Origin of the sequence: Bradyrhizobium sp. LB11.1 (assembly GCF_040549385.1) — a bacterium.
GTDB lineage: Bacteria > Pseudomonadota > Alphaproteobacteria > Rhizobiales > Xanthobacteraceae > Bradyrhizobium.
This window is the reverse complement of the sequence record NZ_JBEPTH010000011.1, coordinates 163,925-180,214: the sequence shown is the minus strand read 5'-3', so window position 1 is coordinate 180,214 and position 16,290 is coordinate 163,925. Positions and strand designations below refer to the sequence as shown.

Annotated in this window: 16 protein-coding genes; 11 read left to right on the top strand and 5 right to left on the bottom strand. The window is 64.2% G+C overall.

What is annotated here, in order from left to right; genetic code table 11:
* The first annotated feature begins 6 nt into the window (after positions 1-6).
* The 3 genes from ABIA96_RS26585 (at position 7) to ABIA96_RS26575 (ending at position 2,484) form a co-directional block, all read left to right on the top strand.
* Entirely contained in the window at positions 7-855 is an 849-nt protein-coding gene (locus ABIA96_RS26585; protein WP_354139995.1) for a transglutaminase family protein, read from the top strand.
* An 87-nt stretch (positions 856-942) separates the two neighbouring features.
* On the top strand, positions 943-1,701 hold the full coding sequence (locus ABIA96_RS26580; protein WP_354139994.1) for a proteasome-type protease: 759 nt from the start codon (positions 943-945) through the stop codon (positions 1,699-1,701).
* Between the two features lie 24 nt (positions 1,702-1,725).
* The gene (locus ABIA96_RS26575; RefSeq protein WP_148773161.1) at positions 1,726-2,484 is read left to right on the top strand and encodes an SDR family oxidoreductase; all 759 of its coding nucleotides are present in this window, start codon (positions 1,726-1,728) and stop codon (positions 2,482-2,484) included.
* 201 nt (positions 2,485-2,685) lie between these two features.
* Here ABIA96_RS26575 and ABIA96_RS26570 read toward each other — a convergent pair whose 3' ends face one another.
* The gene (locus ABIA96_RS26570; protein ID WP_354139993.1) at positions 2,686-3,924 is read right to left on the bottom strand and encodes an MFS transporter; all 1,239 of its coding nucleotides are present in this window, start codon (positions 3,922-3,924) and stop codon (positions 2,686-2,688) included.
* A 158-nt stretch (positions 3,925-4,082) separates the two neighbouring features.
* Between ABIA96_RS26570 and ABIA96_RS26565 the strand changes: the two genes are divergently transcribed.
* Positions 4,083-5,333, top strand: coding sequence for a NupC/NupG family nucleoside CNT transporter (locus ABIA96_RS26565; protein WP_354139992.1), 1,251 nt, complete (start codon positions 4,083-4,085; stop codon positions 5,331-5,333).
* Between the two features lie 201 nt (positions 5,334-5,534).
* Here ABIA96_RS26565 and ABIA96_RS26560 read toward each other — a convergent pair whose 3' ends face one another.
* Together ABIA96_RS26560 and ABIA96_RS26555 are read right to left on the bottom strand one after the other, a co-directional pair.
* Entirely contained in the window at positions 5,535-6,074 is a 540-nt protein-coding gene (locus ABIA96_RS26560; RefSeq protein WP_354139991.1) for a cupin domain-containing protein, read from the bottom strand.
* A 164-nt stretch (positions 6,075-6,238) separates the two neighbouring features.
* A complete protein-coding gene (locus tag ABIA96_RS26555; RefSeq protein ID WP_354139990.1) occupies positions 6,239-6,526 on the bottom strand; it encodes an usg protein in 288 nt (95 codons plus the stop codon).
* Between the two features lie 376 nt (positions 6,527-6,902).
* Here ABIA96_RS26555 and ABIA96_RS26550 point away from each other — a divergent pair, with 376 nt between their 5' ends.
* The 3 genes from ABIA96_RS26550 to ABIA96_RS26540 all read left to right on the top strand — a co-directional run bounded on the left by ABIA96_RS26550 (position 6,903) and on the right by ABIA96_RS26540 (position 9,559).
* Positions 6,903-7,217: a co-chaperone GroES gene (locus ABIA96_RS26550; protein WP_008139213.1), complete on the top strand. Its 315-nt coding sequence runs from the start codon at positions 6,903-6,905 to the stop codon at positions 7,215-7,217.
* 45 nt (positions 7,218-7,262) lie between these two features.
* Entirely contained in the window at positions 7,263-8,903 is a 1,641-nt protein-coding gene (gene groL, locus ABIA96_RS26545; protein WP_354139989.1) for a chaperonin GroEL, read from the top strand.
* 368 nt (positions 8,904-9,271) lie between these two features.
* Positions 9,272-9,559 (top strand): GIY-YIG nuclease family protein, encoded by a 288-nt coding sequence (locus tag ABIA96_RS26540; RefSeq protein ID WP_354139988.1) that lies wholly within the window; start codon positions 9,272-9,274, stop codon positions 9,557-9,559.
* 277 nt (positions 9,560-9,836) lie between these two features.
* Here the strand turns inward: ABIA96_RS26540 and ABIA96_RS26535 are convergent, their stop codons facing one another.
* Positions 9,837-10,670 (bottom strand): LysR family transcriptional regulator, encoded by an 834-nt coding sequence (locus tag ABIA96_RS26535; RefSeq protein ID WP_354139987.1) that lies wholly within the window; start codon positions 10,668-10,670, stop codon positions 9,837-9,839.
* A 127-nt stretch (positions 10,671-10,797) separates the two neighbouring features.
* Here ABIA96_RS26535 and ABIA96_RS26530 point away from each other — a divergent pair, with 127 nt between their 5' ends.
* Positions 10,798-11,391 carry a cysteine hydrolase family protein gene (locus ABIA96_RS26530; protein WP_354139986.1) on the top strand — a complete coding sequence of 198 codons (594 nt, stop codon included), beginning with the start codon at positions 10,798-10,800 and terminating at the stop codon, positions 11,389-11,391.
* 12 nt (positions 11,392-11,403) lie between these two features.
* Positions 11,404-12,033: a glutathione binding-like protein gene (locus ABIA96_RS26525; protein WP_354139985.1), complete on the top strand. Its 630-nt coding sequence runs from the start codon at positions 11,404-11,406 to the stop codon at positions 12,031-12,033.
* Between the two features lie 7 nt (positions 12,034-12,040).
* On the opposite strand, the gene ABIA96_RS26520 is transcribed toward ABIA96_RS26525, so the two are convergent.
* The gene (locus tag ABIA96_RS26520) at positions 12,041-13,129 is read right to left on the bottom strand and encodes a tlde1 domain-containing protein (protein ID WP_354139984.1); all 1,089 of its coding nucleotides are present in this window, start codon (positions 13,127-13,129) and stop codon (positions 12,041-12,043) included.
* Positions 13,130-13,773: 644 nt separating this feature from the next.
* On the opposite strand from ABIA96_RS26520, the gene ABIA96_RS26515 reads away from it, so the two are divergent.
* Both ABIA96_RS26515 and ABIA96_RS26510 read left to right on the top strand, forming a co-directional pair.
* The gene (locus ABIA96_RS26515; protein ID WP_354139983.1) at positions 13,774-14,298 is read left to right on the top strand and encodes a FecR domain-containing protein; all 525 of its coding nucleotides are present in this window, start codon (positions 13,774-13,776) and stop codon (positions 14,296-14,298) included.
* Between the two features lie 102 nt (positions 14,299-14,400).
* Positions 14,401-16,287, top strand: a complete 1,887-nt coding sequence (locus tag ABIA96_RS26510; RefSeq protein ID WP_354139982.1) for a CHASE2 domain-containing protein — start codon at positions 14,401-14,403, stop codon at positions 16,285-16,287.
* Positions 16,288-16,290: the final 3 nt, after the last annotated feature.

Here is a 16,290-nt window from a genome sequence, read left to right as displayed (position 1 = left end):
AACACCATGCGCTTGCGAATTCAGCACACCACGACCTATCGCTACGAGCCGGCGGCGACGAGCGTGATCCAGATCCTGCGCATGACGCCGTGCAGCCATGACGGGCAATATGTGGCGGAATGGCAGATCGATGTCTCGACCGACACCAAGCTCGACACCCATGAGGACGCCTTCGGCAACGTCACCCATGTGCTGTCGTGCGGGCCTGTCGGCGACATCAAGATCACCGCCGAGGGGCTGATCGAGACCCACGACACCGGTGGCGTGCTGCGCGGCGCCGACGAGCGATTTCCCGCCGACATGTTTCTGCGCACCACCGCCCTCACGACGGTCAATCCAGCGATGGCAGCAGTCGCGCGTCAGTTGCGCAGCGAGGCCGAGAGCGACACGCTCGGCTTCCTGCACACGCTGATGGCTGAGATCAGCGACCACATGACCTTCGACGAAGATCCGACCAACAGCGGCACGTCGGCGGCGGAGGCGTTCACGCTCAAGCGCGGCGTCTGCCAGGACTATGCGCATATCTTCATTGCCTGCGCCCGCAGCGGCGGCGTGCCGGCGCGCTTCGTCTCCGGCCACTTCCTGCGCTCCGACGGCACCGTGCACCAGGACGCTGGCCATGCCTGGGCGGAGGCTTACGTGGACGGCCTCGGCTGGGTCGGGTTCGATCCCGCCAACAGCATCTGCACCACCGACGCCCATGTTCGCGTCGCGATCGGGCTCGACTATCTCGGCGCGGCACCGGTGCGCGGCACCCGCTATGGCGGCGGCACGGAGACGCTGACGGTCGCGGTCAAGGTCGACCAGGCCGGCCGCGGCGGTCAATCACAATCGCAGTCGCAGCGGCAGAGCTAGTCGTCTCACCTCCCCCCGGGAATCGGGGGTTGGAGCGGCCGGCGAAATTGGCTAGTAATTCCGCGCAAACGCGTTCGGGGACTGGAAATGACCTATTGTTGCGGAATCCTGGTTCGGGACGGTCTGGTGATGATCGCCGACACCCGCACCAATGCCGGCCTCGACAATGTCTCGACCTTCCGCAAGCTGCACATCTTCTCCAAGCCGGGCGACCGCATCATGGCGATCGCCAGCGCCGGCAATCTCGCCATCAGCCAGTCGGTGCTCTCCACCCTGACCGAAGGCCTCGAGGACCCCAACACGGGCGAGGTCGAGACGCTGATGAACGCGCCGACCATGTTCCAGGCTGCCCAGCGCATCGGCCGGGCGATCCGCTCCGTGCATGCCACCGAAGGGCCGGCGCTGAAATCCGAGGACGTGTCCTTCGACGTCTCCTTCCTGTTCGGCGGCCAGATCAAGGGCGCGCGCATGCGTCTGTTCATGGTCTACACCGCCGGCAATTTCATCGAGTGCACTACCGACACGCCTTACCTGCAGATCGGCGAGCACAAATACGGCAAGCCGGTGCTCGACCGCGCCATGCATTATGACGTCGAACTGTACGAGGCGCTGAAGACCGGCCTGATCTCGATGGACTCCACCATGCGCTCGAACCTCGGCGTCGGTCTTCCCATCGACGTGCTGGTGGTACGCGCGGACGCCTGCGATGCCGACCTCAACCATCGCATCGAGGCGGGCGAGCCCTATTTCCACGATCTGCGTTCGCGCTGGTCGGCGGCCTTGCGCGCGGCGCATCAGAACATTCCGCGGCCGCCCTACAAGAACGAAAAAGAATCCAAAACCTGACAACTGAAGAAAAGGCAGGAAACGATGAGTGAAGCAAAGAAGATCGCAGTGGTGACGGGTGCGGGCACCGGTGTCGGGCGCGCCGCGTCGCTGGCGCTGATGAACACCGGCTTCACCGTGGTGCTGGTCGGGCGCCGGCTCGACATGCTCGAGGAGACCGCGAAGCTCGGTCCCGCGGGCAAGAGCCTGTGCGTCACCGCCGACATGACCAAGCCGGAGCAGATCGCCGCGCTGTTCGACAAGGTGAAGGCGACCTATGGCCGGCTCGACGTACTGTTCAACAATGCCGGCATGGGCGCGCCCGCCGTGAACTTCGAAGACCTCGGCCTCGAGCAGTGGCAGGCGGTGGTGAACACCAACCTCACCGGCCCGTTCCTGTGCACCCAGCACGCCTTCCGCATCATGAAGGACCAGAGCCCGCGCGGCGGCCGCATCATCAACAACGGCTCGATCTCCGCGCATGCGCCGCGGCCGTTCTCGGCGGCCTACACCTCGACCAAGCACGCCATCACCGGCCTCACCAAGGCCTCCAACCTCGACGGCCGCATGTACGACATCGCGGTCGGCCAGGTCGACATCGGCAATGCCGCAACCCCGATGACCGACCGCATGGTCAATGGCCCCGGCGTGCTGCAGCCGGACGGCACCACCAAGCACGAGCCGCGCATGGATGCGAAGGCCGTCGGCGATGCCGTCGCCTACATGGCCGGCCTGCCGCTCGACGCCAACGTGCTGACCATGACTGTCATGGCCAGCAAGATGCCGTTCGTGGGACGGGGCTAAATCAAAAACGCGAAAACAACCCCATGCACAGTAGGCGGCGTGGGGCGCGTAGCAGCGGGGGTGAAGTCACTTAAGACCCCGCACTGTCTCCACAATCGTCATTGCGAGCGCAGCGAAGCAATCCAGACTGTCCCAGCAGAGGGATTCTGGATTGCTTCGTCGCTTCGCTCCTCGCAATGACGGGTGGAGAGAGCGGAGGTTTTACTCCAAACTCTCCACCCGCCGCAGGCCGGGGAACAGCTTCATCCAGAGCAGCGCCACCGCCACCGTGCAGACGCCGCCGAGCACGGCGGCGGGCACGGCGCCGAACAGGGCGGCTGCCACTCCGCTCTCGAACTGGCCGAGCTGGTTCGAGGCGTTGATGAAGAGGAAATTCACCGCACCGACGCGGCCGCGCATTTCGTCAGGCGTGGCGAGCTGCACCAGCGAGAAGCGGATGACGACGCTGATCGTGTCGGCCGCGCCGAGCACGGCCAGCGACAGCACCGACAGCCAGATCCACGACGACAGCGCGAACACGATCGTGGCGACACCGAACACGATCACCGCCTGGAACATGCGCAGGCCCACATGGCGCGTGATGGCGTGGCGCGCCAGCACCATGGTCATCAGGAGCGCACCGACCGCGGGCGCTGCACGCAACACGCCGAGTCCCATCGGGCCGATCTGGAGAATGTCGCGGGCGTAGATCGGCAGCAGCGCCGTGACGCCGCCGAACAGCACGGCAAACAGATCGAGCGAGATGGTGCCGAGGATGGCCGGATTGCGCCGGATGAAGCGGACGCCGGCAAAGATGTTGTCCGCGTCCGCGCCCTCTTTGGCGACCGCCTGTGGGCGTGGCTGGATGAAGCCGGTCAGGATCATCCCAAAAATCCAGAACAGCAGCATGATGGCATAGGCCAGATGCGGCGCGATCGCGTAGGCAAAGCCGCCGAGCGCGGGCCCGGTGATGGTCGCGACCTGGCCTGCGCCGCTCGCCACCGCCGTTGCGCGCTGGAGCGAGCCCTGCGGCGCGATCAACGGCAAGAGTGCCCCCGTGGCCGGGCTCTCGAACGCACCGGCAATGCCGAGCACGAAGGTCGCGACGAAAATCTGCACCTCGCTGACCGCGCCGAGATAGGTGATGATGGCGAGATAGAGCGCGGTGGCCGCTTCCACGAGCTGACAGAGCTGGACTACGCGCTTGCGTTCAAAACGGTCGGCGGCGTGGCCGGCGACGAAGACGAGCAGTGCGGTGGGCGCGAATTGAACAAGCCCGACCATGCCGAGGTCGAAGGCCGAACCGGTGAGGTCGTAGATCTGCCAGCCGATCGCGACCGCCGCGATCTGGCTGGAAAAGCGTGACAGGCTGCGCGAGAGCAGGAAGAACAGGAAGGCGCGGTGGCGGAGGAGCTCACCGGCGGTGACCGGCGGACGGGCTGAAACTGGCTCTTCTGGCATTGCCTCTTCGGTCACGCTCGGACGGTCCGCCCCTGATCTCGACGCGCCCCGCGTGGCCGACGCGGGCGTGCTTGTCAACAGCGGGACTGCCAGCACCATTCCCGGCATTGCGTTTGCAATGCACGCGCGGCCATAATCATTGGGGGTTTGGGGACATCATGCTGCGGCTGCAATCGACACTCGGCGTTTTCGCATTGCTGCTGATCGCCTTCGCGCTGGCGGAGAATCGCCGCGCCGTCTCGGTGCGACAGGCGCTGATCGGCCTTGTCGTGACCTTCGTCACCGCGATCTTGCTGTTGAAGGTGCCCGTCGTCGCGCATGCCTTCGGCGCCGTCAACGACGCAGTCGGCGCGATCTCCGCGGCCTCGCGCGCCGGCTCCTCCTTCGTGTTCGGCTATGTTGGCGGCGGTCCCCTGCCCTTCGACCTGAAGGCGCCGGGCGCCGATTTCATCCTGGCGTTCCAGGCGCTGCCGATCGTGCTTGTCATGAGCGTGCTGACCACGCTGTTGTTCTATTGGCGCGTGCTGCCGCCGATCGTGCGCGGCATGGCCTGGCTGCTCGAACGCACGCTGGGCGTCGGCGGTGCGGTCGGACTCTCGACCGCCGCCAACATCTTCCTCGGCATGGTCGAGGCGCCGCTGTTCGTGCGGCCATATCTGGCGCAGATGAGCCGCAGCGAATTGTTTCTGGTCATGACCGGCGGCATGGCCGGCATCGCCGGCACGGTGCTGGTGCTCTATGCAACGCTGCTGGCGCCCCTCATCCCGGATGCGGCCGCGCATTTCGTCATTGCGTCGGTACTGGGCGCGCCGGCTGCGATCCTTGTCAGCTTGATCATGGTCCCTGAAACCTCCGACAAGCGCACCGGCGGCGCGCTGGAAGATCCGGAAATGGAAGTCTCCAGCACGATGGACGCGATCGTGAAGGGCACGAGCGCGGGGATCGAGCTGCTGATCAACATCGTCGCGATGCTGCTGGTGCTGGTGGCGCTCGTCTATCTCGTCAACGCCATCCTCGGCCTGCTCCCAAGCATCGGCGGCGCCGCGATCTCGCTGCAGAGGTTGCTGGGCCTCGTGATGGCGCCGGTGTGCTGGCTGATGGGATTGCCCTGGGATCAGGCGGTGACGGCCGGCAGCCTGATGGGCACCAAGACCGTGCTCAACGAATTGATCGCCTATGTCGACTTCTCAAAGCTGCCGCCGGGCACGCTCGACCCGCGCTCGCGCCTGATCATGCTCTACGCGATGTGCGGCTTCGCCAATTTCGCCAGCCTCGGCATCATGATCGGCGGGCTCGGTGTAATGGCACCGGACCGGCGCGACGAGATCAACGCGCTCGGGCTGAAATCGATCGTGTCGGGGACGCTGACGACGTGTCTGATGGGAGCGATCGTGGGGGTGTTGAGTTAGCAACGAGTCCGTAGCCCGGATGGAGCGCAGCGCAATCCGGGTCCACCATCTCCGCGGAGAGACTTTCCCGGATTTCGCTTCGCTCCATCCGGGCCACAAGACCCCGTCATTGCGAGCGCAGCGAAGCAATCCAGAATCGTTCCGCGGGTAGACCCTGGATTGCTTCGTCGCAAGAGCTCCTCGCAATGACAAGGAGAAAGCCTACGCCTTCAACTCCACCGTCTTGAACTCTGCCGGCAGGATCACTTCCAGCAATTCGACGTCGTCGGAATAATCCAAGATCATGTGCTTGATCTTCGGCGGCTGGGTCCAGGCGCTGCCTTCCTGCATCAGGGTCTCGCCCTGCCCGTCCATGTAGGTCTTCACCCAGCCCTTGAGCACGTAGACCATCTGGAAGTCGACATGGTGGAAGTGCAGCTTTGACACCTCGGCCGGATCGCAGGGACCTTGCAGGCGGATGACGTGGGCTTGCGCGAGGCCGTGGCTTGCAGCGGCGATGCCGAGGTCGCGATACTTGGCGTAGGCGCGCAGGCCGTCGGCCTTAAAGTCTTCCTCGCGGTGATGGCTGATGGCGATGCGTTGCTTCGGGCGGGCGGGTGTCTTGACGGATGACTTTGCGGTCGTCGTGCGCGCCTTCGCCTTCACCGCCTTGCGTGCAGAGGAACGCGCGGCGGACTTGGCGCCGCTCCGCTTCTTCACCGCGGTCTGGGTTGCGCTGCGCGATTTTGTTTTTTTGGCCATGAGCGACCTCCCTGTTGTTATGGCAAGAGGCTAGCACAGAAACGAGATGCCGTAGGGTGGGCAAAGCGAAGCGTGCCCACCATTGCCAGATGCGATCGCGGAGAGATGGTGGGCACGGCGCGTGCGCGCCTTTGCCCACCCTTGTACGGCACCGGTGCTCTATCTCAATTCAATCGGAACACGCCGTCCACGGCGCGGAGCTCGGCCGGCTTGATCAGCTTGGAATGCGCGACCGTCACCGAATGCAACGGGCCGTCGAGCTTCTCCTGCCAGAACGCCAGAAAATCGGTCAGCGCCGGGAATTTCGGAAACATGTCGTAGTTCTGCCAGACATAGGTCTGGAGCAGCGAGCGATGATCCGGCATCCGGTAGAGAATTTCCGCCGTCGTCAGCCCGTAACCCAGCACCTGTTTCCGGAAGTCATCGGAGACAACCCCAACCCGCGAGACCATGCCAACCTCCTTTGCAGGAGCGCATTCAGGGGGTGGCTTGCCGGTACGCTTCTAAGAGCCACCCGGTGGAGACGCGCTCACATGAGACAAATGTGACGCAAACTGACAATCCATCTCAAGCCCAAAAGTTTAACAAGCTGTTGAAATTCAATGCGTTAGCAGCAGAGACGGCTCCGTGCTAATACGGCCCCGATCGCTGGTTAAGGATGGTAAAGGATTCTGGCAGGCAGGCCTTCAGAGCGCCAATTTTTCTGCTAGAAGCCCTTGCTCCCGCAAAAATCCTGTCCTATTTGAGCTTCACCCGCATTAGCACTCGCGGGCACTGATTGCTAACATCCATAAAACATCAATCTGAGCAACTGCTTAGGAGAGCTGCATGAAATTCCGTCCGCTTCACGACCGCGTCGTGGTCAAGCGTATCGACGCAGAAGAGAAGACCGCCGGCGGCATCATCATCCCCGACACTGCCAAGGAAAAGCCCTCCCAGGGTGAAGTCGTCGCCGTTGGCCCGGGTGGCCGCGACGAGGCCGGCAAGCTGATCCCGATCGACCTGAAGGTCGGCGACCGCGTGCTGTTCGGCAAGTGGTCCGGCACCGAGGTCAAGATCGACAACGTCGATCTGCTGATCATGAAGGAAAGCGACATCATGGGCGTTCTCGACGTCCCCGCTTCCAAGAAGAAGGCGGCCTAACAGCCCCTCTCTCCCTCCAGTCAAACCCTCAAGGAAAAAATCCACATGGCAGCCAAAGAAGTCAAATTCTCGGTTGATGCGCGCGACAAGATGCTGCGCGGCGTCGACATTCTCGCCAACGCGGTGAAGGTCACGCTCGGCCCGAAGGGCCGCAACGTCGTGCTCGACAAGTCGTTCGGCGCTCCCCGCATCACCAAGGACGGCGTCACCGTCGCCAAGGAGATCGAGCTCGAGGACAAGTTCGAGAACATGGGCGCGCAGATGGTGCGCGAAGTCGCCTCCAAGTCCGCTGACGCGGCCGGCGACGGCACCACCACCGCCACCGTGCTGGCCCAGGCGATCGTGCGCGAAGGCGCCAAGTCGGTTGCCGCCGGCATGAACCCGATGGACCTCAAGCGCGGTATCGATCTCGCGGTTGAAGCCGTGGTTGCGGACCTCGTCAAGAACTCCAAGAAGGTCACCTCGAACGACGAGATCGCCCAGGTCGGCACCATCTCCGCCAACGGCGATGCCGAAATCGGCAAGTTCCTCTCCGACGCCATGAAGAAGGTCGGCAACGAGGGCGTCATCACCGTCGAGGAAGCCAAGTCGCTCGAGACCGAGCTGGACGTCGTCGAGGGCATGCAGTTCGACCGCGGCTACATCTCGCCCTACTTCGTCACCAACGCCGACAAGATGCGCGTTGAGATGGACGATGCCTACATCCTCATCAACGAGAAGAAGCTCTCCTCGCTGAACGAGCTGCTCCCGCTGCTCGAGGCCGTGGTGCAGACCGGCAAGCCGCTGATCATCGTCGCCGAAGACGTCGAAGGTGAAGCCCTCGCGACCCTGGTCGTGAACCGCCTCCGTGGCGGCCTGAAGGTCGCTGCCGTCAAGGCTCCGGGCTTCGGCGATCGCCGCAAGGCCATGCTGCAGGACATCGCGATCCTGACCGGCGGCCAGGCGATCTCGGAAGATCTCGGCATCAAGCTCGAGAACGTCACGCTCGCCATGCTCGGTCGCGCCAAGAAGGTGATGATCGACAAGGAGAACACCACGATCGTCAACGGCGCCGGCAAGAAGGCCGACATCGAGGCGCGCGTGGCTCAGATCAAGGCGCAGATCGAGGAAACCACCTCGGACTACGACCGTGAGAAGCTCCAGGAGCGTCTCGCCAAGCTCGCTGGCGGCGTCGCGGTGATCCGCGTCGGCGGCGCGACCGAGGTCGAGGTGAAGGAGCGCAAGGATCGCGTCGATGACGCGATGCATGCGACCCGCGCGGCTGTCGAGGAAGGCATCGTCCCGGGCGGCGGCGTCGCCCTGCTTCGTGCTTCCGAGCAGCTCAAGGGCCTGCGCACCAAGAACGACGACCAGAAGACCGGCGTCGAGATCGTGCGCAAGGCGCTCTCGGCTCCCGCTCGCCAGATCGCGATCAACGCCGGTGAAGACGGCTCGGTGATCGTCGGCAAGATCCTGGAGAACAAGACCTACGCTTACGGCTTCGACTCCCAGACCGGCGAGTACGTCAATCTCGTCACCAAGGGCATCATCGACCCGACCAAGGTGGTCCGTACCGCGATCCAGAACGCAGCTTCGGTTGCCGCGCTCCTGATCACCACGGAAGCCATGGTCGCCGAGCTGCCCAAGAAGGGCGGCGCCGGTCCGGCGATGCCCCCGGGCGGCGGCATGGGCGGCATGGACTTCTGATCCAGCCAGTCAGGCAAACAACGAAATGCAAAACCCCGGCAGCGATGCCGGGGTTTTTGTTTTGGGAGCCTGACTCTATCCCCGTCATTCCGGGGCGCGCCCCTTGGGCGCGAGCCCGGAATCCATTCCACCGTTTGCTCCTGGCCTATCCAGAGCATACTCATGAGTACGAGCCGAGCGTGTGGACCAATGGATTCCGGGCTCGCGCTTCGCGCGCCCCGGAATGACAGAGAGTGACACAGTGGCCCGCCCACTTGCCTGCCTCACCGCGAGACATTTTTACAGATACATGCAGAGATGGCATCCTCGCTTCGTCATTTCGGGGCGGCGCAAAGCGCCGAGCCCGGAATCCATTTCACCACTTGCTCATGGCCTATTACGTCTACCTTCTCGCCAGCAAGAAATACGGCACGCTCTATCTCGGCGTGACGAACAGCATCATCCGCCGCGCTTACGAACATAAGGGCAAGGTCGTTGCAGGGTTCACCAAACGATACTCTGTCGATCGGTTGGTTTGGTACGAGATCTACGACGATCCCATCACTGCGATCACCCGCGAGAAAGAACTGAAGAAGTGGCGGAGGGAATGGAAAATCCGGCTTATAGAAGAAAAAAATCCTGAATGGATTGATCTGTATCCGCAAATTACTGCCTGACCTTGCGGATCAATGGATTCCGGGCTCGCGCTTCGCGCGCCCCGGAATGACAGAGGCGACCACAGGACCGGGATCAGCAGGATCAGGATGACAATCGCCTTCCATTCGCTGGACTTGGCCCGCGGCCGGATGGTGTCCCCAAGAGTGGTCATCGCCTGTCCTGCCCGATGAGGTCGTGCACGGAGACTAGCGCAAGCGACGGCACGCGCAATCCCGGACTTGCCTGACTTGGTCGTCAGGTTGTCGGGCCGCGTTCAAAGCGGCCGCTCGCCGGCGATCAGCTCTGCGCCAGATTCCCGAAGCAGCAGCGAATCCACTCTATGGTTACCCGCGTTGCGGCGTCGCGCTTGAGGTGGTTTTGCACGAGCAGCCAGACGTCGCGCCGTTTCGGCAGCAGCGTCGCGCGCAGGCGGCGGTCGCCGAGCAGATCCGCGCAGACATACTCCGGCAACACGCCGGCGGCCTGATGCGCACGGATCAGGTTACGGATGACACGAACGTTGTCAGTGACGCAGCGCGCGCGTCCTTGCTTCGTGCGCAGGAATTGCATCTCGGGAATGGCACCGAGTTCGTCCGGATAGGCGCACAGCACCGGCTCGCCCTCGGTCGTAACAGGCTCAAAATAATAGATGCGGGTCTCGCCGAGCTTTGAGATCGCGAAGTCACCCTTGTCGGGTTTGCGCAGGCGGATGGCGAGGTCGGCTTCCCAGCGCGAGAATTTGACGTTCTCGCTCGAGGTGAGGAATTGCAGCGTCAGGCCGGGATTGGCGCGCAGGAAGTCGCTCGCGCGCGGCGACAGCACCTCCTCCGCGACCGTGTTGGTGGAAGCGATGCGCAGGCGTCCCACCGGACCTGCCATGCTCTCGCCGACGCGACCGATCTCGGCGGCATGTGCGGCCATCGCCTCGACATGCGCCAGCACCGCCTCGCATTGCCGCGTCGGCCTGCGGACGCCGTCGGCGGCCTCGAACAGACGCACGCCGAGCGCACGCTCGATGCGCGACAGCCTGCGCCCGACCGTCGTCTCGTCGACGCGCAGCCGCGCGCTGGCACCTGCATAGGTGCCCTCATCCCTGACGGCGGCGATGATGCGCAGATCGTCCCAATTCATGGTTTGAGGCTACATCGGCTCCGATCTGCCTGCAATATCGCAGCCACCCGCTGCAATATCCCTGCATATCGGCAGGCTATCCCGGGGCTATGTTTGTCAAACCTTCCGCGCCGGAGATTTTCAGACCATGACGACCGCAAAGACCCTGCTGCAGCTCGCCGGTGCCGATCTCAACCCGCCGCGTCTTGGCGACGCCGCGCTGGTGCTGATCGATATCCAGAACGAATATCTCGCGGGCCCGCTCGCCTTGCCCGACGCCCGGCCCGCAATCGTGCGGGCAGCTACGCTCCTGGCAAGGGCCCGCGAGAGCGGAGCCGCGATCATCCATATCGCCCATCGCGGCAAGGCCGGCAGCCTGTTCGATCGCGGCGCCGACCGCGGCGCCATCGTCACTGACCTGAGCCCCCGTGCCGGCGAACTGGTGATCGAGAAGGAGTTGCCGAATGCGTTTGCCGGCACCGATTTGCAGGCCCGCCTTGCCGCAACCGACAGGAAGAACATCGTACTGGCCGGCTTCATGACGCATATGTGCGTCAGCTCCACGGCGCGCGCCGCGCTCGACCTCGGCTTCCGCACGACGATCGACGCCGATTCCTGCGCCACGCGCGACCTGCCCGACGGACGCGGCGGCACGCTGGACGCCCGAACCATCCACGAGGTTGCACTCGCCGAGCTATCCGACCGCTTCGCGATCATCGCGCGCGGCGATGCGCTGAGATAACGGAGCAACGCGATGCTGCAACTCTATTTCTCGCCGATGGCCTGCTCACTTGCGAGCCGCATCGCGCTGATGGAAGCGGGCCTCGATGCGCGCTATCATCAGGTACATCTCGGAACCAAGAAGGTCGCGGACGATGACAGCGATTTTCGCGGCATTTCGTCGAAGGGCGCCGTGCCGGTCCTGGTGTTGGACAACGGCGAGCAGCTGACTGAGAGCGCGGCGGTGCTGCAATACATCGCCGACGCGAAGCCCGAGCGCGGGCTTGCGCCGCGGCCGGGAGAAGCAGATCGCTACCGCCTGCAGGAATGGCTGAGCTTCATCGGCGCCGAGATCCACAAGGCGTTCCTGTTTCCGACCTTCTGGTACAAGGACGATGCCTCGCTTGCCAAGCCGCGCGCGAGGATCGCGCAGACTTTGTCGGTGCCGGCAGCGCATCTCGCGGACCGCGAATTCCTCGTTGGTCAACGCTTCACCGTCGCGGATGCCCATCTCACCTGGGCCTTGCTGCTGCTCCGTGCCGCAGGCGTCGACATCGCGCAATGGCCGTCATTGTCGGCCTATCTCGCGCGCATGCAGGCACGGCCCACGGTGCGAGAGGCGATCGCGACCGAGATGGCGCTGCGCAAGGCCGTGGCGCTCTGAGCGCGGATCACTCGACCCGCGCCAGCACCGCGAGCTTGCGGATACCCTTGTTGCGATAGGCGTCGAGGAACGCGTAATAATCCTTGAAAGACACGCAGCCGTTGGAGTCGCCGTTCGGCCCGAGCATGAAGGTGTGCGCGAGCAGGCCGTCGCGGCCATAGATTGCGTTCTCTCCGCCTATCGGGGTGAGGCGCAGCGCCGGCACGCCGTGGAACAGCGCTTCGCGCGGCTTCAGATTGTAGATGTGCGGCGGCGTCACGCCGCGCATGCGGACCCGCGAGGAGTGCGGATCGTCGAGATTGGAGCCGAGGCCGGAATGCGCCTCGAGCTTGGTACCGTCGGGCAGATAAACCGTCTTGGCGGTGATGTCATAGACCGCCGTGTCGCGCTCGTAGGGTGCCGAACCACCAAACATCGGGTTCTGCTCCCTCGGCGCGATGGCCGAGGTCACGCTGGCATCCGCCGAGGCATAGGCGAGCAAGCCGCCGGACGGCTCACGCTTGCCCCAGAGCTTCTCCACCATCGATTGGTGCGGGCCGGTGATGGACATCACTGCGGCCTTGGCGCGATCGGCAAAGGATTTTGGCTTCGCTTGCGGCGCCGGGACGATCTGGGCCGGGTCGGCCGAAGCGAGCTGCACCGGCGCATCAGCGCCGCGCTTGGCCTTGGCGACATCGGCGATCTTCTCAGTGATCTTTTCAGTGACCTTGGCCGCGGCCGGCTTCAGCACTTCCACGACCTTCGCGATCACACTCGGCTTTGGAGCGGCTTCGGCGACCTTCATCGCGGGCGCCGCGCTCGCCGCGTTGGACTCGACGCCTTGCGTCGCTGCCGCGGCAAAGCGCTCGTTGAACATTTCGCGCGAGATCGGTGCAGCGACCTGCAGCCGGTCGGGCAGCAGCGCAAACGTCTCCCGGATGGCCTCGTCCGCCTCGCGCAGCGCGACCTTGGGCGCGCGCTTGATCACGGGCTCGTCGTAGCCGGAGCTGCCGACGGTCGGATAGACACTGGCGGCAAAGATGTTGTTGTAGACGGTCCAGCCGGCCAGCACGACGCAGCCGATCACGGCGGCGCCAAGCACGTTTTGGGTGGTCATCTTCCGGGAAGACTTCCGATGAAAACTTTTCGGCTTCCGTGCCGCGTAACTTTGCGCAGCGATACTCGTACTCATTCGCCTTGCGTCCAGAACGGTGTCACTCAGTCCCCCTTCGAAGTGCCGCTGGTCACGATCCGGGAACAGCATCTCGCAGAGGGTCGGAGCGTCATTAAGGCGACTTTTAGTTAAATGCGGATTAAGTTCGGGCAGATGTAGGGCAAGTCGTTAACGCTGTGCCATTTCGAGAAAAAGCCCGCAGGACTACGGACTTAGACGAAGCTGTTAACCATAATTCTCGGCCGGTTCGGCACGGTCAGCGGACGTCTCCGGCCGCATCTCTAAACGCACCAACCAAGTCGTTTTCGTGATCACCAATATCCGGAGATAGCGGGGAAGCGTTGCGCGAGGCTGGTGCAGTCGACTGCAGATGTCAGCGGAACGGCGGCAGCTCACACGCATCACGCATCGCGCGACGATCGCTCGCGCGGCACGGCGCCCTGACTGAAAGTTGATTGCGCCGGTCTGGAATTGGTCGTGTTGAGAAAATAGCTACGACCTCGGCACTTTTCAGCAGCCTCTGCGTGTGATACGGCACCGTATCAACATTGCCTTGAACTGTGCCGCACACGCAAACGGAGGCTGGCATGAGAGAATTTTGGCGCGCCGGGTTTTGCGCCCTGGCGTGGTCGTTGTGGTTGATTGGATCTGCGTCTGCACAGCCTGCCGCCAATGCCGGTTGCACCACATCGCCGTCCACCGCCGGCACGCAGACCTGGCGTTGCGACAACGGCATCACCATCGTTGCAGAAAGCGGCGCCAGATTTGAACTAAAGGACGCCAACCGCGACGGACATATTGACTCCGTGGAGTTGAGCAGCAAAGCGCTGCTGGTCGAGGTGCCCAAGAAGCCCGGCGGCAATCCGTTCAAGGTGCTGACGCCGCAAGCCATCGCCGCGGTGCGCGGTACCAAATGGGCCGTCGATGTCGGCGAGGCCAAGACCTCTGTGTTCGTCGCGAACGGACGTGTCGGGGTGACCCGCAGGACGCGTGGACGCGGCGTCGTGCTGGGACATGGCGAAGGCGTCGACGTGGAAGCGACCGGTCCGCTGACCGTCAAGACATGGGGCCAGCCGCGGGTCGACGCGCTGATGGCAAGGCTTGGTCAGTAAGACAAGGCTTGGTCAGCAAAACAAGGCTTGGTCAGTAGGACTCGGTCAATAAGGCCTGCCCGGTCAGGCCCCGACAGCAAAAGAAGATTGCAGTACGACCGAATGAAGAGACGCGTTCAAATTCTGGTGGCACTTGTCCTCACCGCGCTGTGGGGCGCGGGCATCTATGCGGGCCACGCCAACGGCCATCTGCGCTTTCTCGATCGGCTCGAGGCTACGCTGACGGATTGGCGAACGCAGGCCCGCGGCGTGCAAGCTCCGCCCGATCTCGTCACCATCGTCGCCATCGACGACACCGTGGTGAAACGCGGCGGCAGTTATCCGCTGCCGCGCGCCGATCTCGCGCGCGTGGTCGACACCATCGTGCAGTTCAAGCCGAAGGTCGTCGCGATTGACCTGCTGCTGGTCGACCGCAGCGCCGCGATCGGCGACGCCACGCTGGCCCACACGCTCGCCACCGGTCCCATGGTGCTCGCAGCTGCTGCGATCTTCCCGGGCGCGAACGAGACCGTGGCGCCCGCCAGCGCCGGGCCGCTCGCCGCCCTGCCCCAGGCCGAGCGCTTCCTGCTGCCATTGCCGGCGTTCGCCGAACACGCCGATGTCGGAATCGTCAACGTCGCGACCGGGCAATCCGGCTCGCCGCTCTCGGTGCCGATGCTGTTCCGGACAGGCGACAGGGTCGAACTGTCGTTTCCGCTGCGGGTCGCAAGCCGCGCACTCGACAAGCCGCTGACGATCGCGCCCGATCATCTCATGCTCGGCGATCGCGCAGTGCCGACCGACACCGACTTTGCGCTGCCGATCACCTATTACGGCCCGCGCCGCACCATCCGCACCGTGAGCGCGCAGAGCATTTTCGACGGCACGCTCGACCGCAAGGCGATCGAGAACCGGATCGTCGTGATCGGCGCCGCCGTGGCCGGCGGCGGCGACTTCTATCCGACGCCGTTCGATTCCCTGATGCCCGGCGTCGAGGTGGTCTCGACCGCGATCACGCATCTCCTCGCCGGCGACAGCATCGTGCGCGACCGCAAGGTTCACATCGCCGATGCGCTCATCGCGATCCTGCTGCCGATGCTGCTGGTGGGCCTGCTCGCCTGGCAGCGCAGCGCGCTCGGCTTCGTCGTGGCAGCCGCGGTGATGGTCGCCTGGGCCGGGCTCAATCTGTTCGCGTTCACGCACGGCGTCTGGCTCGATGCCGCGACCACGTTCGCGGCCACCGTGCCGCCGGTCGCGGTGTTCGTTGGCGTGCAATTGTGGGCAGGAGGCCGCCGCACGCAATATCTCGCCGCCCAGAGCCGTTCACTGGCGCAATTCCAGGCACCGGCCGTGCAGGAATGGCTGGCGCGCGATCCGAATTTTCTGGCGAAGCCGGTGCGGCAGGATGCGGCCATCGTCTTCATCGATCTCTCCGATTTCACCGCATTGAGCCAGCGGATCGATCCGGACGAACTCCAGGACATTCTGAAGGCGTTTCACGCGCTGATCGACAGGGCCGCGATCGATTGCGGCGGCATGATCACCAGCTTTCTCGGTGACGGCGCCATGATCCTGTTCGGCCTGCCGAGCGCGATGCCGGATGACGCTGCGCGTGCGCTGAAATGTGCGATCGACCTGCATCGCGGCGTCGAGCGCTGGATGGCCTCCCTGCCATCGGCCATCCGCGGCCGGCTCGGCTTCAAGATCGGGGCGCATTTCGGCCCGATCGTCGCCTCGCGTCTCGGCGAGAGTCACCAGCACATCACGGCAAACGGCGACACCGTCAATCTCGCCAGCCGGCTGATGGAGGTCGCAGCCCAGAACGGTGCGCGGCTCGCATTGACCGACGCGCTGCTCGATGCGGCCGACTTTCACGGCGCGCCGGACGGCGTCCTGTCGGGCCCCCTGCGCACGCAGATCCGCGGCCGCTCCGGCACCGTCACCGTGTGGTTCTGGCGCGACCAGGACAAGCCGAACCAGGCCGCAGCCAAGGTCGAGATGATCGACTGAGGC